This is a genomic window from Oceanibacterium hippocampi, from assembly GCF_900172325.1.
Lineage (GTDB): Bacteria > Pseudomonadota > Alphaproteobacteria > Sneathiellales > Sneathiellaceae > Oceanibacterium > Oceanibacterium hippocampi.
The window spans coordinates 42,190-64,649 of sequence record NZ_FWFR01000005.1; the positions used below are offsets into that span (position 1 = coordinate 42,190).

Below are 22,460 nucleotides of genomic sequence, written 5' to 3' on the forward strand. Positions count from 1 at the left end.
TCCTTGAATCCAGATCGCCCCGGGAGGATAACCGATGGCCGAAGTCGCCATCCGCACCGAGAACCTGAGTGTCAGCTTCGCCGGCTTTCGCGCCGTCGACGGCGTCGATCTGTCCGTCGAGGCGGGAACGATTCATGCGCTCATAGGCCCCAACGGCGCGGGCAAGACGACCTGTTTCAACCTGATCACCAAGTTCATCCGCCCCTCCTCGGGACGGATCTGGCTGGGCGAACAGGACATCACCGCGCTCGAACCCGATGCCGTGGCCCGTCTCGGCATGGTCCGGTCGTTCCAGATTTCCGCGGTCTTTCCCGGCCTCAGCGTGCTCGAGAACGTTCGTGTCGCGCTGCAGCCGACGCTCGGCGTGACCTTCCAGTTCTGGCGCTCGAACCGCATTCTCAGGCGTCTCGACGACCAGGCGATGGCGCTGCTCGACCGGGTCGGCATGGCCGCCGTCGCCGGCGAGCGGGCGGCGGACCTTTCCTACGGCCGCAAGCGGGTGCTGGAAATCGCGACGACACTGGCGCTCGATCCCTCGGTCCTGCTGCTCGACGAGCCGATGGCCGGAATGGGGGCGGAGGATGTCGCCATGGTCGCCAACCTGATCCGCGAGGTCGGGCGCAACCGGACGATCCTGATGGTCGAGCACAATCTCTCGGTCGTCGCCGACCTGTCGGACCGCATCACCGTGCTGCAGCGCGGCCAGATCCTGGCCGAGGGCAGCTATGCCGAGGTCTCCTCGGACCGGCGGGTCATCGAGGCCTACATGGGCGAGGAGGTGACCGATGCCTGACCTGCTGACGATCCGCGATCTCCATGCCTGGTACGGCGAAAGCCATGTCCTGCACGGTGTGACGCTGTCCGTACCGGAAGGGCAGGTGGTCACGCTTCTCGGCCGCAACGGCGCCGGCAAGACCTCGACCCTGCGCGCCATCATGGGCGCCGGCATCACCCGCAAGGGCAGCGTGCAACTCGGCGACAGCGAACTGTCGAGCCTCGCCCCGCACCGCATCCCGCGCCTCGGCGTCGCCTGGTGCCCCGAGGAGCGCGGCATCTTCGCCAGCCTGTCGGTGGCGGAGAACCTCGCCCTGCCGCCGGTCCTGCTGGCGGGTGGCATGTCGACCGAGGAGGTGCTGGACCTGTTCCCCCGGCTCCGCGAGAAGGCCGGCGGGCAGGGCACCAAGCTGTCCGGCGGCGAACAGCAGATGCTCGCCATCGGGCGCATCCTGCGGACAGGCGCGCGCCTGCTGCTGCTCGACGAACCGACCGAGGGCCTGGCCCCGGTCATCGTCCAGCAGATCGGCCAGATCATCTCGGTCCTGCGGGAGCGCGGCTTCACCATCCTGCTGGTCGAGCAGAACTTCAAGTTCGCCAGCCGCCTGGCCGACCGCCACTACGTGGTCGAGCACGGCCAGGTCGTCGACTGTGTCGAGCGCGCCGACCTTGCCGCCGGCCGGGGCCGCCTCGAAACCTATCTGGGAGTGTGACCGCCATGACGGAAATCTTCGGCGTGCCCATGCCGGTACTGCTCGGCCAGATCCTGATCGGGCTGATCAACGGGTCGTTCTACGCGGTGCTCAGTCTCGGGCTGGCACTGATCTTCGGCCTCCTGAACATCATCAACTTCGCCCATGGCGCGCTCTACATGCTCGGCGCCTTCGTCGCCTACTGGCTGCTCAACCTGCTCGGCATCCCCTACTGGGGGGCACTGCTCCTTGCACCGCTCGCGGTCGGCGTTTTCGGGGTTCTGCTGGAGCGTGTACTGCTCAAGCCGATCGCCGGGCTCGACCATCTCTACGGCCTGCTGCTGACCTTCGGGCTGGCGCTGATCCTCGAGGGCGTGCTGCGCGACGGCTACGGCAGCACCGGCATGCCCTACGCCATCCCGGACGGGCTGAAGGGCGGCTTCAACCTCGGCTTCATGTTCATGCCGACCTACCGCGCCTGGGTGATCGTCGCCTCGCTCGCGGTCTGCCTCGGGACCTGGCTGCTGGTCGAGAAGACACCGCTCGGCGCGCGGCTCAGGGCGGCGACCGAGAACCCGACGCTGGTTCGCGCCTTCGGCATCAACGTACCGCTGATGATCACGCTCACCTTCGGCTTCGGCGCCGCGCTGGCCGCCTTCGCCGGTGTCCTGGCGGCGCCGATCTACGCGGTCAACCCGACGATGGGCGCCAACCTGATCATCGTCGTCTTCGCCGTCGTGGTGATCGGCGGCATGGGCTCGATCCTCGGCGCCATCACCACCGGTTTCATGCTCGGCCTCATCGAGGGGCTCACCAAGGTCTATTACCCGGAAGGCTCGGCCATGGTCGTCTTCGTCATCATGGCGATCGTTCTCCTGGTCAAGCCGGCCGGCCTGTTCGGAAAGGCTTCGTGATGTCCACGCGCTCCGTCATCGTTTTCCTGCTCGTGGTCGCTCTGCTGGCCGCCGCGCCCTTCGTCGTCTATCCGGTGTTCCTGATGAAGGCGCTCCTGTTCGCGCTCTTCGCCTCGGCCTTCAACCTGCTGCTCGGCTATGTCGGCCTGCTGTCCTTCGGCCATGCCGCATTCTTCGGATTCGCCGCCTATGTCTCGGCCCACGTGGTCAAGGTCTGGGAATGGGGACCGGAAGGCGGCATCGTCGCCGGCACCGCGGTCGCCGCGGCGCTCGGCCTGGTCTTCGGCTGGCTGGCGATCCGCCGGCAGGGCATCTATTTCGCGATGGTCACCCTGGCGCTCGCCCAGATGGTTTATTTCGTCAGCCTGCAGGCGAGCTTCACCCATGGCGAGGACGGCATCCAGGCGGTGCCCCGGCGGCCGCTGTTCGGGATCGTCGACATCTCGGACAATCTCAGCCTCTATTTCTTCGTCGCGGTGGTCGCGGTCGCCGGCATGCTGCTCGTCCGGCGGGCCATCCACAGCCCCTTCGGCGAGGTCCTGCGGGCGATCCGCGAGAACGAGCAGCGGGCCCGCTCGCTCGGCTTCCGGGTCGACCGCTACAAGCTGCTCGCTTTCGTGCTGTCGGCCGCGCTCGCCGGCGTCGCCGGGTCGACCAAGATCCTGGTCTTCCAGCTCGCATCCCTGAGCGACGTCGAATGGATGATGTCGGGCGAGGTCGTGCTGATGGCGCTGATCGGCGGCATGGGCACGGTTTGGGGACCGGCGCTCGGCGCCGTGGTCATCGTCGCCATGCAGAACTACCTGGCCCAGTTCGGCGCCATGGTGACGATCCTGCAGGGCATCATCTTCGTTGCCGTGGTGCTCCTGTTCCGGCGCGGGATCGTCGGCGAGGCGCTGGCTTTCTGGGAGAAGCGCCGCAAGGCCGGAGCGGCGGACGACACGGCGTCCGCGACGCTGCCGGAGCGCCAGGGAAAGGCGGCCCCGGGGGAATGAGACGCGCCCGGGCAGGCGGCCGGCGTCAGGCGCCGGCCGTCCCGGCGAACAGGTCGCGATAGGTCTCGCGCAGGATGTTCTTCTGCACCTTGCCCATGGTGTTCCGGGGCAGTTCGTCGACCACGATCAGCCGCTTCGGCTGCTTGTAGCGGGCCAGCTGTCGGCCGAGCGCCTCGGCGATCCGCGCGACATCGGGCGTGGCGCCGGACTCGGGTACGAGAACGCCGACGACGCCTTCGCCGAAATCCGGATGCGGTACGCCGATCACCGCGCTCTCGCGTACTGCTTCCTGCTCGTCGAGGACCAGTTCGACCTCCTTCGGGTAGACGTTGAAGCCGCCCGAGATGATCAGGTCCTTGCCGCGCCCGACGATCTGGATGTAGCCGTCGGCGTCGCGCAGGCCGAGATCGCCGGTGATGAAGAAGCCGTCCTCGCGGAACTCCTCGGCGGTCTTATCCGGCATCTGCCAGTAGCCCTTGAAGACGTTCGGGCCGCGGACCTCGATCCGGCCGATCTCGCCGGCGGCGAGCTCCGCGCCGTTCTCCTGGTCGGCGATGCGGATCTCGATTCCGGGCAGCGGGAACCCGACCGTCCCGGCACGACGCTCGGCGTCATAGGGGTTGGAGCTGTTCATGCCGGTCTCGGTCATACCGTAGCGCTCGAGGATCCGGTGCCCGGTGCGCTGTTCGAAGCGCTGGTGCGTTTCGGCGAGCAGCGGTGCGCTGCCAGAGACGAAGAGCCGCATGTGGCCGGCCGTCTCCCGGGTGAAGCGCGGCTCGTCGAGCAGGCGGGTATAGTAGGTCGGTACACCCATCATGGTGGTCGCGCCGGGCAGGGCGTCGAGCACGGCGCCGATCTCGAACCTGGGCAGGAAGATCATCGCCGCGCCGGCCAGCAGGCTGGTGTTGATCGCCACGAACAGGCCGTGCGCGTGGAAGATCGGCAGCGCATGCAGCAGCGTGTCGGCGGCGGTGATCCGCCACAGCCCGGTCAGCGCCCGGGCGTTCGACAGCAGGTTGTCGTGGGTCAGCATCGCCCCTTTCGAGCGCCCGGTCGTGCCCGAGGTATAGAGCAGCACCGCGAGGTCGTCGGGACCCCGCGATACCGCCTCGAAGTCTTCCGGCTGTTCGGCGGCGAGCCCAGGCAGGCTGCCGCCGCCATTGCCGTCGAGGGTGAGCAGGTTGGCCCCGTTCGCGGCCGCGACGGCACTAAGTTCGGCCTCGGCGGCGGGATCGCAGACCACGAGCCCAGGCGTCGCGTCGCCCACGAAATAGCCGATCTCGTGTGTCGTGTAGGCGGTGTTGAGCGGCAGGAAGACGATTCCGCTCGCCATGCAGGCGCCGTAGAGCGAGAGCGCCTCGGGCGACTTCTCGACCTGCATCGCCAGACGGTCGCCGGCCTGCAGGCCGGCGGCACGGAGCGCGTTGGCGTAGCGCCCGACCGAAGCAAGGAAGGCGCGATAGCTGGTCCGCGAGCCGTCCGGCAGATGCAGGAAGACCGCCTCGCTGTCCAGATGGGGACGGAGCAGTGCGTCGAAGAGCACGTTCGCCATCGCTCAGCGTCCCCGGAAGACCGCGGGACGCTTCTCGGCGAAGGCCCGGCGGCCCTCGGCGTAATCCTCGCTGGCAAAGCAGGCGGCGACCATCGCCTCGAGCGCGGCATGGTCACGCTCCGCCGCCGGTCGGGCGCAGGCGCGGATCGCGGCCTTGGCGGCGGCAATCGTCATCGGCGCGTTGCCGGCGATCCGGCCGCTCAGCTCGTCGACCGCGGCGTCGAGTTCCGCGGCCGGCACGACGCGGCTGACCAGTCCCATGCGGAGCGCCTCCTCGGCGCTCATCAGGCGGCCCGAGAACAGCACCTCGGCGGCGACCGACGGGCCGGCGATATCGTAAAGCTTCTTGATCCCGGCGAAGCCGTAGCCGAGCCCGAGCTTGGCCGCGGTGATGCCGAAGCGGCTTTCCGGCGTGCAGATGCGGATGTCGCAGGCGAGCGCGAGCCCCATGCCGCCGCCGACGCAATAGCCGTGAATGCGCGCGATGGTCGGCTTCGGCAGCCGGTAGAGCGCCCGGTCGGCACCCTCGGAGACCTCGTTGTAATGCCGGACCTTCTCCGGCGAGGCGCGCACCGCCTCGAACTCGGAAATATCGGCGCCCGAGACGAAGGCGCGATCGCCGGCGCCGCGCAGGATCACGACCCGCACCCCGTCGTCCTTCGCGAAACTGTCCATGGCCTGCCCGAGTTCCGTCCACATCGCCAGGCTCATCGCGTTCATCTTGCCCGGGTTGTCGAACGTGATCCGGCCATACGGCCCGTCCCGGGTCACATGCACCTGTCCGGAACCGGTTGCGTCTTGGCGATTGCTGCTCATGCTGGGACTCTCTCGATCGTCATGGACCGTCGCTGGCCGGCCGGCGACGACAAGGGCAGGGGACGGCGTTCCGGTTGCTCCGGCAAGACATGCGGGAGCCCGGAAACGCGCGATCCTGTCGGCTTTACCGGCCGCGGCACATCGTGGCCGGCAGGGCATTCTGGATACAAAAGTTTGAAACCGCTGTCCATCCGGCCGTCTGGGGCGACCGGGCGGCCGGCGATCACGCCGCGACTATCCTCCCGGCGCGTGGGGCGATATCTTTCCCCCTCCGACGGCTCCATGCAGGACTTGCTTCACGACGTGTTCCCCGACCTGACGACCTTGCCGCCCGACCCTCGGCGTGCCGCTTCCCGCTCCCTCCCGTCCGGGGCTTGCGCATGAGCGGGGCGCTCGACCATCTCCGGGTGCTCGACCTGACGCGGGTCCGGGCCGGGCCGACCTGCTGCCGGGTGCTCGCCGATTTCGGCGCCGACGTGATCAAGATCGATGCCCCGGAGGGCCTCGACCCGAATGCCGGCGTGATCGGCCACCGGCACGGCTACGACATGCTGAATCTGCATCGCAACAAGCGCTCGCTGACGCTCAACCTGAAGGCACCGGAGGGGCGCGCGCTGTTTCTCGAGATGGCCCGCAACGCCGACATCGTGGTCGAGAATTTCCGCCCCGACGTGAAGACGCGGCTCGGGCTCGACTACGAGGCGCTTTCGGCGGTCAATCCGCGCATCATCCTGGCCTCGATCTCGGGCTTCGGACAGGACGGTCCCTACAGCGACCGGGCCGGCTTCGACCAGATCGCGCAGGGCATGGGCGGGCTGATGGCGGTCACCGGGCGGCCGGGCGAGGGGCCGATGCGGGCAGGCGCGGCGGTCGCCGATTCCTCGGCCGGGATCTACGCCGCGACCGGGATCCTGATCGCCCTGGCGGAACGGGAGAAATCGGGCCGCGGCCAGTGGCTGCACACCTCGCTGCTGCAGGCGCAGATCGCGATGATGGATTTCCAGGCGGCGCGCTACCTGGTCGACGGCGAGGTTCCGGGCCAGGCCGGCAACGACCATCCCTTCGCGACGCCGATGGGCGTGGTCGCGACCAGCGACGGCCACCTCAACCTCGGCGTCGGTGGCGACGGCCAGTGGCGGGCGCTCTGCCGGGCGATCGATCAGCCCGACTGGGGCAGCCATCCGGACTACGCGACCGGGCCTGAACGATTCGCGCATCGGGCGGAAATCTGGGGCCTGCTCAGGCCGATCTTCGCAGGCCGCACGTCGGCGGACTGGATGACGATCCTGAACGAGCATGACGTGCCGGCCGGTCCGATCTACCGCATGGATGAGGTCTTCGCCGATCCACAGGTCCGCCATCTCGGCATCGCCCAGAGCGTGCCGCACCCGGTGCGGGGTGATACCAGGCTGGTCGGCCAGCCGGTCACGCTGACGCGGACGCCGGCGGAAATGCGCCGGGCGGCGCCTGACGTCGGCCAGGAGACCGACGAGATTCTCAAGGAACACGGCCTCGACGAGGCGCGGATCGCCGATCTGCGTGCCCGGGCCATCATCTAGAACACCATCTGGAGGCGGACGACCGACGTGACCGATACCGATCCCAGCAACTTGGCCATGCCGCTCGGTCCGCAATGGCCCGACATCCGCGACGGCGTCGAACGGCTCTGCGCCGACTTCCCGAACGAATACTGGCGCAAGCTCGACCACGAGGACGCCTACCCGACGGAATTCGTGCAGACGCTCACCCGCTCGGGATTCCTCGGCGCCCTGATTCCCGAGGAATATGGCGGCTCCGGACTGCCGATCACGGCTGCCGGCGCGGTCCTTGAGACGATCCACGCGCAGGGCTGCAACGCCGCCGCCTGCCATGCCCAGATGTACACCATGGGCACCGTGCTGCGGCACGGCTCGGCCGAGCAGAAGGCGCGTTACCTGCCGAAGATCGCGAGCGGTGAATTGCGCCTGCAGGCGTTCGGCGTGACCGAGCCGACGACCGGCAGCGACACCACCCAGCTCAAGACCCGGGCGGAACCGTTGCCCGGCGGCGGCTATCGCGTCAACGGCCAGAAGGTCTGGACCAGCCGGGCCTTCGAATCCGACCTGATGCTGCTGCTCGCCCGGACCACGCCGGCCGCCGAGGTCCGCAAGCGCTCGGACGGCATGTCGGTCTTCCTGATCGACATGCGCGAGGCCCTGGGCCACGGCCTCGAGCTGCGCAAGATCGACGCGATGATCAATCACAACACCTGCGAGGTCTTCATCGACAACCTCGAGATCCCGGCCGACAGCCTGATCGGCGAGGAGGGCAAGGGCTTCCGCTACATCGTCGACAGCATGAACGCGGAACGCATCCTGATCGCGTACGAATGCATCGGTGACGGCAAGTATTTCACCCGGAAGTCGGTCGAATATGCCAACGAACGGGTCGTCTTCGGTCGCCCCATCGGCGTCAACCAGGGCGTCCAGTTTCCGGTCGCCAGGGCGCATGCCGACCTGATGGCGGCCGAACTGATGGTCAACAAGGCGGCGGCGATGTACGACGCCGGGCTGAAGGCGGGGGCCGAGGCCAACATGGCGAAGATGCTGGCCGCCGACGCCTCCTGGCAGGCGGCCGAGGCCTGCATGCAGGTTCACGGCGGCTTTGCCTTTGCCCGCGAGTACGGGATCGAGCGGAAATGGCGCGAAACCCGGCTCTACCAGACCGCGCCGATCTCCAAGAACATGATCCTCGCCTATGTCGGCCAGCATGTCCTGGGCCTGCCGCGGAGTTACTGAGCGGACCGCTCTAGCGGTCGGTCAGCCGGAAGACGACGGGGACCTCCAGGCGGGCCTCGACCGGCCGGCCGGCCCGGCTCGCCGGCGTATAACGCCATGTCCGGACGGCCTCGACGGCCGCCTTGTCGAGCAGCGGGAAACCGCTCGTCGCGGCGATCTCGATGCCGCTGACATCGCCTGACGCGGAGACCCGGAGACGCAGTAGGACGCGCCCTTCCTGGCCGTTCCGCCGGGCGATGAAGGGATAGCGCGGCCGCGCATTGCCGGCCCGCCCGCCGAGCAGGGTGGGCGGCGCGCCCGCGCCATCGGCACCCGCCGCCTGCTCGCCCTTCCCGCCGGCCCGGGCCGGCGCGGCAATTGCCGTCGGCGCCAGGGCGACCGCCGCCGACGCGGATTGCTGAGCGTTGCCGATAGCGTCCGTCCGTGCCGTCACTGTTTCGGTGTCCGGTACGGTGGTCGCGACCGCCGTCCCAGGCGGGCGCGGCGCGGTAGCAACCGGCTTCTCGTCAGGCAGTGGAACCGCGGGAGGCGGCATCCCCGCGACCGTTTCAGCCGGCGCCGGTAGCGGCGCCGGCAGCGGCGATGGTGCGGCGGGCTGTTCAGGCGCGATCGCCGACGCCGGGACGGGGGCCGGGGTCGGCGCGGGATCGAGCGATTCGACGGGAGGTGGCATGGCCGAGGCGACGGCTGTCGGCGGCAATGCCGGTTCGGCGTCGGCGAGGGTAACAGTCCCAGTCGCCGCCGGAACTGTTGCCTCGGCCGCTGCAGGCGGTGCCGCCACGGCCGCGGCCGCTTCCTCCGGTGCCGGTTTCCCGATCGCCGGCCCGGCCGGGCTGGGCCCGACGGAACGGCGATCGAGGGCGGCCGCACTGACCAGTTCGACGGCAATGGCCGGCCGGGGCGGGGTTTCCGGTGTGGCTTGCGTCAGCAGGATCGCCGCCAGCGCGGCCCCGTGTACGCCGGCCGAGATCGCGAATGCCGCCATGCCGTCGCGGCTGAAGCGGCGGAAACGGGCGGAAACCGTGCCGATACCGCTCTTCCGGCCGCGACGGGGGCGGAGTTGGGCGCGGGAGACGGTCGCGATGTCTGCCGCGAGCAACATTCAGAACCCGGCGGTGAACCGGACACCGACAAAGCCGCCGATCCCCGGATTGCTGAAGCCCAGCACCTCCTGGTAGTCCTCGTCGAGCAGGTTCTCGACCCGGGCGTAAAGCTCGACATGTTCCTGAAGGCGATAGGAGGCGGCGACATTGACGAGCACATAGTCGTCGAGCGTCACCCGGTCGCGGTTGATGAAGAAGTTGGAGAACTGGAAATCCTGCTGCTCGCCGTTGTAGCGGACGCCGAGGTTGACGTTGGCGCGGCCGTCGGCGAAGGCGTAGTTCAGATCGCCGCTGGCGATATGCCGGGCAAGGCGGATGAGGCGATCGCCGTTGGCGTCCTGGCCGTCGGTGTAGGTGTAGCTCGCGCCAAGCGTCAGCCCTTCGAGAAGCGTCGCGCGGGCCGCCACCTCGATGCCCCGGATCCGCGAGGTTCCGCTGATATTGATCGCGGTGTTGCCGGCCCCCTGGATCAGGTCGGTGATGCGGTTGTCGAAATAGGTCACGTCGATGGTCGCGCGCCCGTCGAGGATTTCCTGCTCGACGCCGATGTCCCAGCCCTTGCTCTTCTCCTGGCTGAGGCCGGGATTGGGCACGAAGGTCGGGCCGAAACCGAACAGTTCGAACAGCGTCGGGTTCTTGACGCCGGTGCCGTAGCTGCCGTGAAGCCGGGTCGCGGTCTCCTCGTGCAGGTAGGCCGCCGTCACCCGGTAGGTGGTGGCGTCGTCGAAGATCTCGTTGTCGTCGTAACGCATGCTGCCCGACAGGAAGACGCGTTCCCACAGGCCGACGCGATATTCGCCGACATAGCCGTTGCTGGTGAGATCGAGATCGGAACCGCCGAAGGGGCTCTTCGTGACCTGGGACTCGTGCTCCCGCTCGGCCAGCAGGGTCACGGTGTGGCGGGCACCGGCGACGGACGGGGTCTCGAAGAAGACGTTGGTCTGGTAGTCGAACTTCTTCTTCTCGCCCTCGGATTCGAAGGTCACGGCACCGGCGGCAAGGCTGTCGGCGCTGTCCTCGTTGTAGTCGGCGCCGAGAATATGCTCCCAGGCGCCGTCGAACAGGGTGTATTTCGCCTGCGCCCTGCCGGTCCACTGTCGCGTCCGGGTCTCGCTGTCGTCATCGACAGTGCGGATGATCCCGGCGACCGCCGGCTGATCGTCGGTCTCCACCGTCGAGTTCACGTGGCGGACGAAGAGTTCCAGGTCGAGATTGGGAAGCGGCGTCGCGCCGAGACGCATGTCGTAGGTCTGGTTTCGATAGCCGTCGGTTTCGGAATTGCCTTCCGATTCGGGCGCGACCGAGACACCGTCCGTCGTCAGGCCGGTACCGCCGAGCGAGTAATGGTAGCGATCGCCACCACCCCGGATCCCGGCGGAAATCTGGCCGGTCCGCCGCGCGCCCGCCTCGAGGTCGAGATAGGCGGTCGTCTGGCCGCGGCCCTTGCGAGTGATGATGTTGATGACGCCGCCGATGGCGTCACTGCCATAGAGCGCGCTCTGCGGTCCGCGCAGAACCTCGATCCGTTCGATGTCGCTGGCGAGGAAGTTGCCGAAATCGAACTCCGACGCGCCGCTCGGATCGTTGAGTTCCACGCCGTTGATCCGGACCAGCGTGTGGTTCGATTCGGCGCCGCGGATGCGGATCTGGGTGAAGTTGCCGGCGCCGCCGGAGCGACTGACGGCAATGCCCGGCACGTCGCGGAGCACGTCGGAGACCAGCCTGACCTGCTTGCGGGCGATCTCGTCGGCGGTGATGACGGTGACCGCGCTGCCGCTTTCCGACGCGGGCAGGGGCACGCGGCTGGCCGAGACGACGACCTCGGGACCCTGCTCGACCGACGTCTCGGCAGTGGCCGGCACGGCCATTCCGCCGAGCGTGGCGAGGACGAGAAAAACCCGGCCCGGCACGATCGAGGCCGAGGTCGATTCAAGGATTCGAATATTGCGGATAGACATCTGAGCCCACACCCTTTCGCGATTGCACAACATTGCGCATCGCCGCAAACGGTGTTCGTTCCGCTGCCTCACCCCGGGCAACGGTCGGGCGATACTGGCGGCGGCAGGTCTCCTGGCTCACGGGTCAAAACACATGCCCGGCCTTCCCAGTTTCCCAGTGGCCATTTATCAGGCGTGTGCTCTCCGCTTACAGTTGCGGGGGCAGCCAGGGCTTCGTCCGGATCCGGATGACCGTTCCGTGCGTTCCCTGTTCCCTATTGCTTCCCCCGAAGGGGAACCGTCACTAAGCGCATGCTGCACTGTCGCCGTGCGCCGGTCAATGCCGCGCGTGCCGGGGGGTGCTAGACGGTCGCTTTTTCGGGCCGGGTGCGGGTCGTCATGTCGCTCAGCCGCGCCTGCAGCTTTTCCGCCTCGGCCTTGAGGAGCGAGACCATCCAGCGGACCCGGTCGGGCTCCATGCGCTCGCGGATGGCGGCGATGCTGATCGAGGCGACGACCCGGTCGCGCGGATCGAAGACCGGGATCCCGACCGCGCACATCGCGGTCACGATCCGGCCGTCGTTGAAGCTGTAGCCCCGGTTTCGCGTCTCGTCGACGAGGGCGCGGAGCTCGTCCGGGCCGAAGCGCTTGTAGTCCGCAAGGCGCGGCGCCACGCCGGCAATGGCTTCGGCGATCTCGTCCTGCGGCAGGAAGGAGAGCAGGGCGAGGCTGCCGGCGCCGACGCCAAGCGGCCGTCGGTCGCCGGTATCGAGGGTCAAGGTCTTGATCGGATAATCGCCGATCTGGCGGTCGAGGCAGAGCGCGTCGAGGCCTTCGCGAACCGAGATGAAGACGGTATCGCCGGTCTCGCGGGCGAGATGCAGAAGCGACGGACGGGCCACGTCGACGATGTCGTAGCGGGTCGCCAGGTAGCCGAGCCGGACGATCTCGTAGCCGATGTGATAGCGCCGTGTATCCGGCGACTGGTAGGCGAAGCCGGCCTCGGCGAGCGCGGTCAGCAGCCGATGGGTGGTGGTCTTGCCGAACCCGGTCGCGCGCGCCACGTCCGACAACCGCCAGCCGTCCATCGCCTCGCCGGCCAGCAGCTTGATGATCGCCGCCGCGCGCGTGACCGATTTCACCGTGCTGTCGCCTTCCACCGATCGACCCTTCATTCGCTGCCGGTCACGGCCGGTCCGGCGTGTCGGCCCAGGCCAGCAATATGTCGCGCGCCGGCGTCAGGGGCCGCGCGCCGAGCCGTTCCGCGATCCTGTTGACCACCGAGATCTCGCCATCCTCGAAACTGGAGCGCGCCTCGCCGATGCGGGCGCTCGCCGCCGATACGGTGAAGGCGGCGATGCCGCGCCGGTCGAGCACCTCGAGCCGCGCGATCCCGGCCTGATCGACGCCGACGCCGGCATCGTTGAAGACCGCGGCATAGGCGTCGACCTTCAGCGCCTTTTCCGGCCGGCCGCCGACCAGGCCGCCGTGCGATCCGGTTACGACGATATGGCCGGCGTCTCCCGGTTCGACCAGGGCCGCCGAATCGACCAGCCAGATGCGCCGGCCGCCGCCATCGCGGGCCAGCGAGCGGGCTTCGCCGAGCGCCGGCGGCATGACCGAGCGCAATGGCGCCGCGCGGAGCAGTTCCGCCGCCGCCATGGTCGGCATGTTGATCTCGACGCCGTGGCGCTGGGCGACCGCGTTGGCGGCGCTGATCCGTCCGCGCGCGACCATGTCGGCGGTATCGCCGATCCGGCAGCTCGTCGAGGCAACCGCGGCGGCAGCGATCCCGAGCCCGTCCAGATAGGGCAGGGCGCCGATTCCGGCCTCGTCCCGGCCGATCCCGGCGTCGCACAGTATGACCGCGCGAACGCCTGAACGGGCCGCGAGGTAGCCGGGATAGCGACCGCTATGCGAACCGCAGATGACGACGGCTCCGGGGGCGTCGTCCGGCAGCACGGTGATCGTGTCGGCAAAAACGATGTCTCCGGATCCGGCCAGGGCCGGCTCGTGCTCCGCGGTTCGGCCGGCGTCAGGCAACGCGGTCTCCCTTCCGGACCTGCACGGTCCTGTTGTCGACGCCGGGCAGCATGTGCGCCGGATCGCGGGTGACGACCACGTCGATGACCGTCGGGCCCTCGCGGCCGCTCATGCCCTGCTTCAGCGCCGCGGCGATGTCGGCCGGGTCCTCGACCCGGATCCCGGTGCAGCCGAGCGCCTCGGCGACCCTGGCGTAGTTGATTTCCTGCAGGTCGCTCGACTGGTAGTTGCCCTCGCCATACATCAGGTGCTGCAGCGCCTTGACGTAACCGGAGGCGGCGTTGTTGACGATGATCAGGGTGAGCGGCAGCTTCAGCCGCCGCGCCGTCTCCAGTTCGCCCATGGTCATGTTGAAGCCGCCGTCGCCGGTCAGCGAGACCACCGGCCGCCCCGGCGCGGCGAGCGCGGCCCCCATCGCGCCCGGCAGGCCGTAGCCGATCGAGGCGAAACCCCGGTCCGGAACGAAGCCCCGGCCGGCCCGCTTGGTGTCGTATAGCAGGCCGCTCCAGTGCGCCGCGAAGCCGCCGTCGGCGACGAGGATGCCGTCGGCCGGCATGGCCCGGCTGATCTCGGCGAGCAGGCGCGCCATGTTGACCGGCCGCTCGTCCGAGGTGAGGCGTCCCTCGACCGATTTCCGCCAGGCCGCCATGCGGCCGGCGACTTCGTCGGCATAGCCCTGCTGGCGCGCGCGGATGGCGCCGCTCTCGGCCTCGAGCGCGACCTGCAGGTCCTGCAGGCCCTCGCGGGCGTCACCCCAGAGGCGGAGGTTCGGTGTGAAGGTTCGGTCGAACTCTTCCGCCACATTGTCGAGATGGATCACCGTCTTGTCGGCGGCCGGCACCGTGTAGCGCTTGGTCGCGATCTCGCCGAGCTTGCAGCCGACCACGAGGATGCAGTCGGATTCATCGATCAGCTTGTTGGCGATCCGGTCGTAGCGTCCGAACAGGCCGGCGTTCAGCGGATCGGTGCAGGCGATCGCGCCCTTGCCGGTCATGGTATGGGCGACCGGCAGGTTGATCGCGTGGGCGAATGCCTCCGCCGCCGCGGTCGCGTCGCTGATATGGATACCGCCGCCGCACAGCATGATCGGGCGCCGTGCGCCGCCGAGCAGCCGGGCGGCCCGCGCCAGGTCGTCGCGCGCCGGGCGGCAGCGCAACGCCGGGGTATCCGCGAGACCCGGTTCGACCGCGAAGTCGCTTTCCTCGAACGGATGGGTGCCGTGGCAGATATCCTCGGGCACCGCGACCACGACCGGGCCGGGACGGCCGGAGGTGGCGACCCGGAAGGCGCGCCGCACCAGTTCCGGAATCCGCTCGATCATCTCGATGCGGATCAGTTCCTTGCAGGCCGGCGCGAGGATTTCCGTCTGCCGGGTCTCCTGGGTCATGTTCTTCCAGGAATGCGCGCGATGGGTATCACCGACGAAGACGACCAGCGGCGAGCCGGCATTGAGCGCCTCGACCAGCCCGGTCACCAGGTTGGTCGCGCCCGGGCCAAGCGTCGCGTCGCAGACCGCGACCCGGCCGGAAACCTTGGCATAGGCGTCGGCGATGAAGACCGCGCAGCGTTCGTCGTTGATCAGGTTGTGATCGAGGCCGAGCCGCCGGGCGGCGTCGTAGAAGGGCAGCAGCTGGAACCCGCCCATGCCGAACATCGGGCCGACCTCGCAGCCCTTGAGGATCCGGGCGATCGCCTCGCCGCCCGTCATTTCATTCAAACTCACTCACTATCTCCTGGAATTGGAGCCATGTCAGATCCGGAAGCCGAGCACATGCGGCAGCCACAGGGCGATTTGCGGGAACATGATCACGAGCAGCATCGCGATGCCCATGCACAGAACCAGCCAGAGAATCCACGGCACCGTCGCCTCCATCGTCACGCGCGCGATCTTCGCGGTGACGATCAGGTTGACGGCGACCGGCGGGGTGAACTGTCCGATCGCGATGTTCATCGCCATCACGACGCCGAACCAGGTGAGGTTCCAGCCGAAGGCGGTCGCGATCGGGACCAGCAGCGGCAGGGTGATCAGGTAGATCGATACCCCGTCGAGGATCATCCCGCAGACCAGCAGCAGCACCATGATGAGCCCCAGCACGACGGTGCCGTTGCCGCTGAAGGCGAGAATCTCGCGAGCCGCGTGGTCGAAGGCGCCGAGCGTCGATCCGGCCCAGGCGAACAGCCCGGCGAGCGAGATGATCACCAGGATGACGGCCGAGGTCTCGGCGCTGTCGGCCAGGACCCGCCAGGCGTCGGACCAGCGCATGCTGCGATAGATGAAGACACCGACGAAGAAGCCGTAGGCGACCGCGACGGCGGCCGCCTCGGTCGGCGTGAACAGGCCGGAGCGCAGGCCGCCCAGGATGATGACCGGCGCCATCAGGCCGGGCACCGCGCCGCGCAGGCTGGGCCAGAAGGGCGGCCGCTCGGAGCCTTCGGCGGCGCCGAAATCATGGCGGCGGCTGAGGAAGATCGTCGGCAGGATGACCGCGAGCCCGGCCAGCAGGCCGGGAAACAGGCCGGCGGCGAACAGCGCCCTGAGGTCGACGCCCGGAACCAGGATCGAGTAGACGATGAGCGCGATCGAGGGCGGGATCAGGATCGCGGTCGAGGCCGAGGCGGCGATCACGCTGGCGGAGAATTCGCGGGGATAACCGGCCTTCAGCATGGTCGGAATCATGATCGTGGCGACCGCGGCGGCGTCCGCCGGGCCGGAGCCGGACATCCCGCCCATGATCAGGCAGACCATGGTCGCGACGACGGCGAGCCCGCCGCGCCGGGGGCCGACGATCGACTGGGCGAAGGTGACCAGCCGGGCGGCCACGCCGGAACGCTCGAACACCATGCCGGTCAGCACGAAGAGCGGGATGGCGATCAGCGGATACTTGGCGACCGAGGCATAGGTGTTGCTGCCGACCATGGCGACGGTGTTCAGGTCGAGGCCGACGGCCACCGCCGCGGCGCCGGCAAGTCCGAGCGCCACGGCAATCGGCGTGCCGAGGGCGAGCAGGACGATGAAGACGCCCAGCAGCAGGAAATTGGCGGTAATCACGCCCGCCCCCGGATTGTGGCGATCAGCCGGCCGAGGATCCTGAGCAGGATGACGAAGCCGAGGATGGGCAGCCAGATCGTGTAGATCCAGGTCGGATAGCCGAGGCCGGGCGAGGTCTGCTCGAAGCGATACTCGTCCCACGTCAGTTCGCCGCCATACCAGACGATCAGCGCGAACATGAAGAAGGAGGCCAGCGCCGCGAGGACCTCGCAGGTCAGCCGCGCGCGCGGCGGCAGCCGGTCCAGCAGGAAGACGATGCGGATATTCTCGTTGGTGGCGAATGCCAGCGAGGCGCCGACGAAGGTCATGATGACCATCAGGAAGACCGAGAATTCTTCCGTGAAGGCGAACGACACGTCGGTCGCGTAGCGGACCACCACGTTGGCGAAGCTGATCAGGCAGATCAGGCCCATGGCGAGCGCGCCCAGCGATCGCTCGATCGAGATCGGGACGCGGGCATGGGGCGCTTCGCCGCGAATCGATTCCGCGGCAGGCGGTTCAGTGCGGGAATCTGACACGTTGTTCACCGTGTTCTGGAAGGGGTGGGCGCCCGGCGCCCACCCCCCGTCAGGATGCCGTTCAGCGCTTGGCGATCGATTCTTCCGCCATGGTGACGAGATCGGCGCCGATCTTTTCCTTCCACTCGGCATAGACGCCACGGGTGGCGTCGACGAAGGCCTGCCGTTCCGCGTCGCTCAGCCGGACGACCTTGACGCCGAGCGCCTCGAGCGAGGTCACCGCGGAATCGTCGCCGCCGGTCAGGCCCTTGCGGGCGATCTCGACGCCTTCCGCGCCGGCATCGACCGCCGCCTGGCGGACGATGGCTTGGTCTTCCGGCGTGAAGTTGTTCCAGACGTCCTGGTTGACCGCGAAGATCAGCGGATCGGCCACGTAGCCCCAGAGCGTGAGGTTCGATTGGCCGACTTCATGGATCTTGGCGATGGCGAAGACGCTGAGCGGGTTCTCCTGGCCGTCGACGGCCCCGGTGGTCAGCGCCGGCTTGGCGTCGGCCCAGCTCATCTGGGTCGGGTTGGCGCCAAGCGCGGTGAAGGTGTCGTTGAACAGCGGCGAGCCGACCACGCGCATCTTGAGGCCCTTCAGGTCGGCCGGCGTGCGGATCGGATGCTTCGAGTTCGAGACCTCACGGAAGCCGTTCTCGGCCCAGGCAAGCGGCTCGACGCCCTTCTCGCGCAGGATGGCGAACAGTTTCTCGCCGACCGGACCCTGCGTCAGGGCGTCGATCGCCGCGTAGTCCGGCATCAGGAAGGGCAGGGAGAAGAGGTTCAGTTCCTTGACCTGGGGCGACCAGTTGATGGTCGAGCCGACCGACATGTCGATGATGCCGCGGCGCATCGCCGTGAATTCCTTGGTCTGGTCGCCGGAGACCAGCTGGGTGCCCGGATAGACCTTCATCTTGATCCGCCCATCGGTCCGCTCGCCGACCAGCGCGGCCCATTTCTCGGCCGCGATGCCCCACGGGAACGGCGCCGGGACGACGGTGGAAATCTTGTACTCTTCCTTGTAGTCGGCGGCGCCGGCCGGCATGCCGGTCATCGCCGCCAGGCCTGCAAGCAGGGCCAGACTCAATAAACGCTTGGACATGGTTCCTTCTCCCTTGTTGATTCTTTTCGACACAATCACTGACCGGTCATATCGCGGGCCGCGGCGACAACCGCCTCGGCCGTCACCCGGACCTCGTTCTCGAGCGGCGGGGCATAGCTGATCGGCACCCGGGGCGCGCCGAGCCGGCGGACCGGGGCCTTCAGCGCGGCGTGGCAGGACTCGGCCACGGTCGCCGCGATCTCGGCGCCGAAACCGGCGACGGCGACCGCTTCATGGACGACCAGCAGACGGCCGGTCTTCTCGACGCTCGCCAGTACCGCGTCGCGATCCCACGGCCACAGCGTCCGCAGGTCGAGCAGGTCGGTCTCGATCCCGAGGCCGGCCAGTTCGCCCGCCGCCTGTTCGGCGGTATGCACCGCGGCCGACCAGGAGACGATCGTCAGGTCGCCGCCTTCGCGCACCAGGCGCGCCTTGCCGAACGGCGCGACGTCGTCGCCCTCGGGCACCTCGCCCTCGAGCGGCCAGAGCCCCTTGTGCTCCATGAAGACCACCGGATCGTCGCAGCGGATCGCCGCCTTGAGCAGCGCCCGGTTGTCCGCCGGCGTCGACGGCACGGCGACCACGAGCCCCGGGATATGCGCGTACCAGGCTTCCAGCGACTGCGAATGCTGGGCGGCCGACGAGCGCCACATGCCGATCGGTTCGCGGACGACGATCGGCACCCGGGTCTGCCCGCCGAACATGTAGCGGGCCTTGGCCGCCTGGTTGACCAGTTCGTCGACGGCGCAGAGCGCGAAGTCCGAGAAGCGCATCTCGACGATCGGACGGGTGCCCATCATCGCCGCACCGACGGCGGCGCCGACGATGCAGGATTCGGAAATCGGCGCGTCGGAGATACGATCGGGCCCGAACTGCTCGGCCAGTCCCTTGTACTGGCCGAAGACGCCGCCCCGGCCGAGATCCTCGCCGACCGCCCAGACCAGCGGATCGCGCTCCATCTCCTCGGCGACGGCGACGCGGGAGGCTTCGAGATAACTCAGGCGTCGCATCAGTAGGCCCTCTCACGCGGGTCGCCGATATCCTGGACATCGGTGAAGGCAAGTTCCCGTGCCGGCCAGTCGGTATTCCTCGCGGTTTCGCTGGCCTGCTTCATTTCCCGTTCCGCCGCCGCCGCGACGGCTGCGAGATCGGCGTCCGCCACCCCTGCGCCGGCCAGCACCTTGCGGGTATTCGCGATCGGGTCGTTCCGCCAGCGTTCCTCGACCTCCGCCTGCGGGCGATAGGGCGCGGTGTCGGCGCTGGTGTGCCCGGTCAGCCGGTAGGTGCGAGCGAGCAGGAAACGCGGCGTGCCGCGGCGCGCCACCTCGATCAGTTCGCGCGCCGCCTCGTCGACCGCAAGCAGGTCGTTGCCATCGACGGTCTCGGCCTTTATGCCGATGGCCTCGGCACGCGCCGCCGGGCCGTCGCCGCTGGTCATCGACTGGGTCCGCGTCGTCGAGGCGAAGCCGTTGTCCTCGCAGACGAACAGGATCGGCAGCTTGAAGACACCGGCCCAGTTGAGGCCCTCGAGAAACGGGCCGCGATTGATCGCGCCATCGCCGAAGAAACAGACGACGACCCGGTCCTCGCGCTTGAGCTTGATCGCGTGCGCGGCGCCGGCGGCGATGTTGATGTTCGCCGCGACGACCCCGTTGGCCCCGAGCATGCCGACTTCGAAATCGGCGATATGCATCGAGCCGCCCTTGCCCTGGCTGGTGCCGCCGGCGCGTCCGAACAGCTCGCGCATCATGGCCAGCGCGTCGGCACCCTTGGCCATGGTGTGGCCATGGCCACGGTGGGTCGACAGGATGATGTCGTCGCGGCGCAGGTTGCTGCACACGCCGACCGCGACGGCCTCCTGGCCGATCGAGGGGTGAATCGCGCCAAGCACGAGCTTTTCCTCGGCCGCCGCGATCGCGGCCTTCTCGAACTCGCGGATCCGGCACATCTCGCGGAACTGGGCGAGGTGGCGATCGACATTCAGATTGGAGGCGATCGATGAGCTACGTCCTGGCACTCCGACTCTTCCCTATCTAGGTTCCGAACGTGGAAGCGGGGAGCCGGCATTTGCCGATGGTCCGGGCACGAGGCGCACACGTGTGTCGTGGCGGGCGCGCGTCGGGCAGGCGAACCCTGACGATCGCTCGTGCCGATACCAGTTTCCCCCTCCGAAAGCACGCTGCACTTTCTTCGTGTGGACAGTTTCTTCTGTGCATCCGATGGCCGAACGAGTTGACAACAATTCGTTCCGTACAGCGGAATTTCGAAGAGGCTATTATGGAACAAAACGCCGGTCAATCCTCGATTCACCGCCTGGTTATCGGCATTCTGCAACCGCTGGTTCCGACGTTTCCGGAGCGCCTCGGGAGCATCCAATTACCGCGCGAGAAAGGTCTGCTCCAAGCCGCTCCGGAAACCCGAAATCGTTGAAACGGGTATGGTTTGGAGCAAACCATTAAGGCGAAAATCGACCCCGATTCTGTAAAAATTCTTTTCATTCCTCCCGGGCCGGTGTCGGGATAGGTCGAAAAACTCAACGGAATCAAACATTACTGATATGGCATTAAACTTGCGATATGGCCCTGCACAACCTCTTGATTCGGACCAGATCCGATGCCAAGGCCATAGAAGAAGTGAAAAGGGGTAATGCCATGAAGAAGGGCATGTTCTTAGCCGGCGCGATCGCGGCCTGCGTCATGTTCGCGGGGGCTGCGCAGGCGACGGTCATCAATCTCGCCACGGGCGGCGATGCGACCACGACGTCGTTCTCCAAGGCGGGTATTTCCGGCACGATTTCCGCGCGCAGCGGCGGCAATTCCTATCCGGGCAACAATGCGCTCAACAGCAACGTGATCAATCAGGACGCGTTCGGTCTCGGCATCAAGCTGAATAGCAATGATGACCCGGACGTTGACGGGCGGAACACCATCGAGTGGCTGGTCTTCGACTTTGCCTCCGCCGTCACCCTGAACAGCATCTCGTTCAGCGACGACAACCTTAGCGGCAACTGGGACGTCTGGATTTCCCTGGCCGGTGCGGTCACGAAGGTCGGCAACGGCTCGACCCAGAATCCCTTCACCTCGGGCCTCGGCGTCCTCGTCGACCGCTTCGTCGTGAAGGCCGACAGCAACAGCGATTCCTGGCGTGTCGGGAGCTTCGACGCGACCGCGGTGCCGGAACCGGCGACGCTCGGCCTGTTCGGCCTCGGCCTGCTGGGCCTGGGTCTCGCGTCCCGCCGTCGCAAGGTCGCCTGACCGACCTTTTACGACGCGTGGCGTAACGCGAAAAAAGCGTGGCGGCGGCTCCCCTGAGCCGCCGCCATCTTTTTGCGCGATCGGTGGAACGCCGCTCAGCGTCCGGTGAAGTTCGCCTGGCGCTTCTCGACGAAATGGGCGACGCCCTCGCGGAAGTCCTCGCTCCGGAAGCTCTCCGCCATTTCCCGGTTGCCGACGGCGACCGCCTCGGCGAGCGTCTCGAACTGGGCCGCGTAGACCTGCCGTTTCATGACCGCCATCGAACGCGGCGAGACGTTTTGGGCCAGATCGGCGGCGTAGGCGCGGACTTCGGTCATCAGCTCGGCCTGGGGCACGACCCGGTTGACGAGCCCGAGACGGAGCGCCTCCTCGGCCCCGACCTTGCGCGACGAGAGCAGCAGGTCGAGCGCCGCCGCGAGACCGATCAGGCGCGGCAGCATCCAGGAGATCCCGTGCTCGGCGATCAGCCCGCGCTTGGAGAAGGCGGTCGAGAAGACCGCGTCGGCGCCGGCGATACGGATATCGCAATAGAGCGCCATGACCATGCCGAGCCCGGCCGCCGGGCCGTTGATCGCGCCGATCACCGGCTTCGAAACGGCCGGGAAATAGGAATAGCGGGTCTGGTAGTCGGGCGGCACCGAGACGTCGAAGGGGCGGGTGCCGAGCGGCCGCGGCGCCCTGTCGCCGGCCTCGGTCCGGATCGTGTTCAGCACCGCCATGTCGGCCCCGGCGCAGAAACCCCGACCCGCCCCGGTCAGAACGATGACCCGGACCGCGTCGTCGCAGTCGGCGGCCTCCATCGCCTCGCGCACCTCGCGTTCCATCGCCGGGGTCCAGGCATTCAGCTTGTCCGGCCGGTTGAGCGTTATCGTGGCGATGCGGTCGCCTGTCTCGACCAGGATATCCTCGTGGCTCATGGTGTCTCCTCGCTCCCTCGACATCCCGCACTTGA

General features: G+C 68.0%; 20 protein-coding genes and 1 riboswitch. Of the genes, 7 read left to right on the plus strand and 13 right to left on the minus strand.

Features of this window, described 5'->3' with window-relative positions:
• The first annotated feature begins 34 nt into the window (after positions 1-34).
• From OCH7691_RS20585 to OCH7691_RS20600, 4 genes are read left to right on the plus strand one after another with little or no spacing between them, the layout of a single operon-like run.
• Positions 35-793: an ABC transporter ATP-binding protein gene (locus OCH7691_RS20585; RefSeq protein WP_085885502.1), complete on the plus strand. Its 759-nt coding sequence runs from the start codon at positions 35-37 to the stop codon at positions 791-793.
• Positions 786-1,487: an ABC transporter ATP-binding protein gene (locus OCH7691_RS20590; protein WP_085885503.1), complete on the plus strand. Its 702-nt coding sequence runs from the start codon at positions 786-788 to the stop codon at positions 1,485-1,487. Before OCH7691_RS20585 ends, OCH7691_RS20590 begins: the two co-directional genes overlap by 8 nt.
• Before the next feature lie 5 nt (positions 1,488-1,492).
• Positions 1,493-2,380 (plus strand): branched-chain amino acid ABC transporter permease, encoded by an 888-nt coding sequence (locus OCH7691_RS20595; protein WP_085885585.1) that lies wholly within the window; start codon positions 1,493-1,495, stop codon positions 2,378-2,380.
• On the plus strand, positions 2,380-3,375 hold the full coding sequence (locus OCH7691_RS20600; protein ID WP_085885504.1) for a branched-chain amino acid ABC transporter permease: 996 nt from the start codon (positions 2,380-2,382) through the stop codon (positions 3,373-3,375). Before OCH7691_RS20595 ends, OCH7691_RS20600 begins: the two co-directional genes overlap by 1 nt.
• 25 nt (positions 3,376-3,400) lie before the next feature.
• Here OCH7691_RS20600 and OCH7691_RS20605 read toward each other — a convergent pair whose 3' ends face one another.
• Positions 3,401-4,927, minus strand: a complete 1,527-nt coding sequence (locus OCH7691_RS20605) for a malonate--CoA ligase (protein WP_085885505.1) — start codon at positions 4,925-4,927, stop codon at positions 3,401-3,403.
• A gap of 3 nt (positions 4,928-4,930) precedes the next feature.
• Positions 4,931-5,743 (minus strand): enoyl-CoA hydratase, encoded by an 813-nt coding sequence (locus OCH7691_RS20610; RefSeq protein WP_085885506.1) that lies wholly within the window; start codon positions 5,741-5,743, stop codon positions 4,931-4,933.
• A gap of 380 nt (positions 5,744-6,123) precedes the next feature.
• Here OCH7691_RS20610 and OCH7691_RS20615 point away from each other — a divergent pair, with 380 nt between their 5' ends.
• Positions 6,124-7,302 (plus strand): CaiB/BaiF CoA transferase family protein, encoded by a 1,179-nt coding sequence (locus OCH7691_RS20615; protein WP_085885507.1) that lies wholly within the window; start codon positions 6,124-6,126, stop codon positions 7,300-7,302.
• Positions 7,303-7,359: 57 nt separating this feature from the next.
• The gene (locus OCH7691_RS20620) at positions 7,360-8,520 is read left to right on the plus strand and encodes an acyl-CoA dehydrogenase family protein (protein WP_085885586.1); all 1,161 of its coding nucleotides are present in this window, start codon (positions 7,360-7,362) and stop codon (positions 8,518-8,520) included.
• 10 nt (positions 8,521-8,530) lie between these two features.
• Here OCH7691_RS20620 and OCH7691_RS20625 read toward each other — a convergent pair whose 3' ends face one another.
• The 10 genes from OCH7691_RS20625 to OCH7691_RS20670 form a co-directional block, all read right to left on the minus strand.
• Entirely contained in the window at positions 8,531-9,622 is a 1,092-nt protein-coding gene (locus OCH7691_RS20625) for an energy transducer TonB (protein ID WP_085885508.1), read from the minus strand.
• Positions 9,623-11,581 carry a TonB-dependent receptor plug domain-containing protein gene (locus OCH7691_RS20630; RefSeq protein ID WP_176245189.1) on the minus strand — a complete coding sequence of 653 codons (1,959 nt, stop codon included), beginning with the start codon at positions 11,579-11,581 and terminating at the stop codon, positions 9,623-9,625. It lies immediately after the preceding gene.
• A gap of 85 nt (positions 11,582-11,666) precedes the next feature.
• Positions 11,667-11,878: riboswitch (cobalamin riboswitch) on the minus strand.
• A 44-nt stretch (positions 11,879-11,922) separates the two neighbouring features.
• Positions 11,923-12,735 carry an IclR family transcriptional regulator gene (locus tag OCH7691_RS20635; RefSeq protein WP_085885510.1) on the minus strand — a complete coding sequence of 271 codons (813 nt, stop codon included), beginning with the start codon at positions 12,733-12,735 and terminating at the stop codon, positions 11,923-11,925.
• A gap of 10 nt (positions 12,736-12,745) precedes the next feature.
• Positions 12,746-13,603: a hypothetical protein gene (locus OCH7691_RS20640; RefSeq protein ID WP_217808177.1), complete on the minus strand. Its 858-nt coding sequence runs from the start codon at positions 13,601-13,603 to the stop codon at positions 12,746-12,748.
• A complete protein-coding gene (locus OCH7691_RS20645) occupies positions 13,596-15,311 on the minus strand; it encodes a thiamine pyrophosphate-binding protein (RefSeq protein WP_139839831.1) in 1,716 nt (571 codons plus the stop codon). Before OCH7691_RS20645 ends, OCH7691_RS20640 begins: the two co-directional genes overlap by 8 nt.
• A 42-nt stretch (positions 15,312-15,353) precedes the next feature.
• Complete coding sequence (locus tag OCH7691_RS20650; protein ID WP_085885588.1) at positions 15,354-16,649, minus strand: TRAP transporter large permease; 1,296 nt, start codon at positions 16,647-16,649, stop codon at positions 15,354-15,356.
• A complete protein-coding gene (locus tag OCH7691_RS23065) occupies positions 16,649-17,170 on the minus strand; it encodes a TRAP transporter small permease (RefSeq protein ID WP_217808179.1) in 522 nt (173 codons plus the stop codon). The genes OCH7691_RS20650 and OCH7691_RS23065 overlap by 1 nt, the downstream gene beginning before the upstream one ends.
• A gap of 61 nt (positions 17,171-17,231) precedes the next feature.
• Positions 17,232-18,254 carry a DctP family TRAP transporter solute-binding subunit gene (locus tag OCH7691_RS20660; RefSeq protein WP_085885513.1) on the minus strand — a complete coding sequence of 341 codons (1,023 nt, stop codon included), beginning with the start codon at positions 18,252-18,254 and terminating at the stop codon, positions 17,232-17,234.
• 35 nt (positions 18,255-18,289) lie between these two features.
• Complete coding sequence (locus tag OCH7691_RS20665) at positions 18,290-19,264, minus strand: alpha-ketoacid dehydrogenase subunit beta (RefSeq protein WP_085885514.1); 975 nt, start codon at positions 19,262-19,264, stop codon at positions 18,290-18,292.
• Positions 19,264-20,271: a thiamine pyrophosphate-dependent dehydrogenase E1 component subunit alpha gene (locus OCH7691_RS20670; protein WP_217808180.1), complete on the minus strand. Its 1,008-nt coding sequence runs from the start codon at positions 20,269-20,271 to the stop codon at positions 19,264-19,266. Before OCH7691_RS20670 ends, OCH7691_RS20665 begins: the two co-directional genes overlap by 1 nt.
• A 646-nt stretch (positions 20,272-20,917) precedes the next feature.
• Here OCH7691_RS20670 and OCH7691_RS20675 point away from each other — a divergent pair.
• Entirely contained in the window at positions 20,918-21,508 is a 591-nt protein-coding gene (locus tag OCH7691_RS20675; RefSeq protein ID WP_176245190.1) for a PEP-CTERM sorting domain-containing protein, read from the plus strand.
• 95 nt (positions 21,509-21,603) lie between these two features.
• Here the strand turns inward: OCH7691_RS20675 and OCH7691_RS20680 are convergent, their stop codons facing one another.
• The gene (locus tag OCH7691_RS20680) at positions 21,604-22,425 is read right to left on the minus strand and encodes an enoyl-CoA hydratase (RefSeq protein ID WP_085885517.1); all 822 of its coding nucleotides are present in this window, start codon (positions 22,423-22,425) and stop codon (positions 21,604-21,606) included.
• Positions 22,426-22,460: the final 35 nt, after the last annotated feature.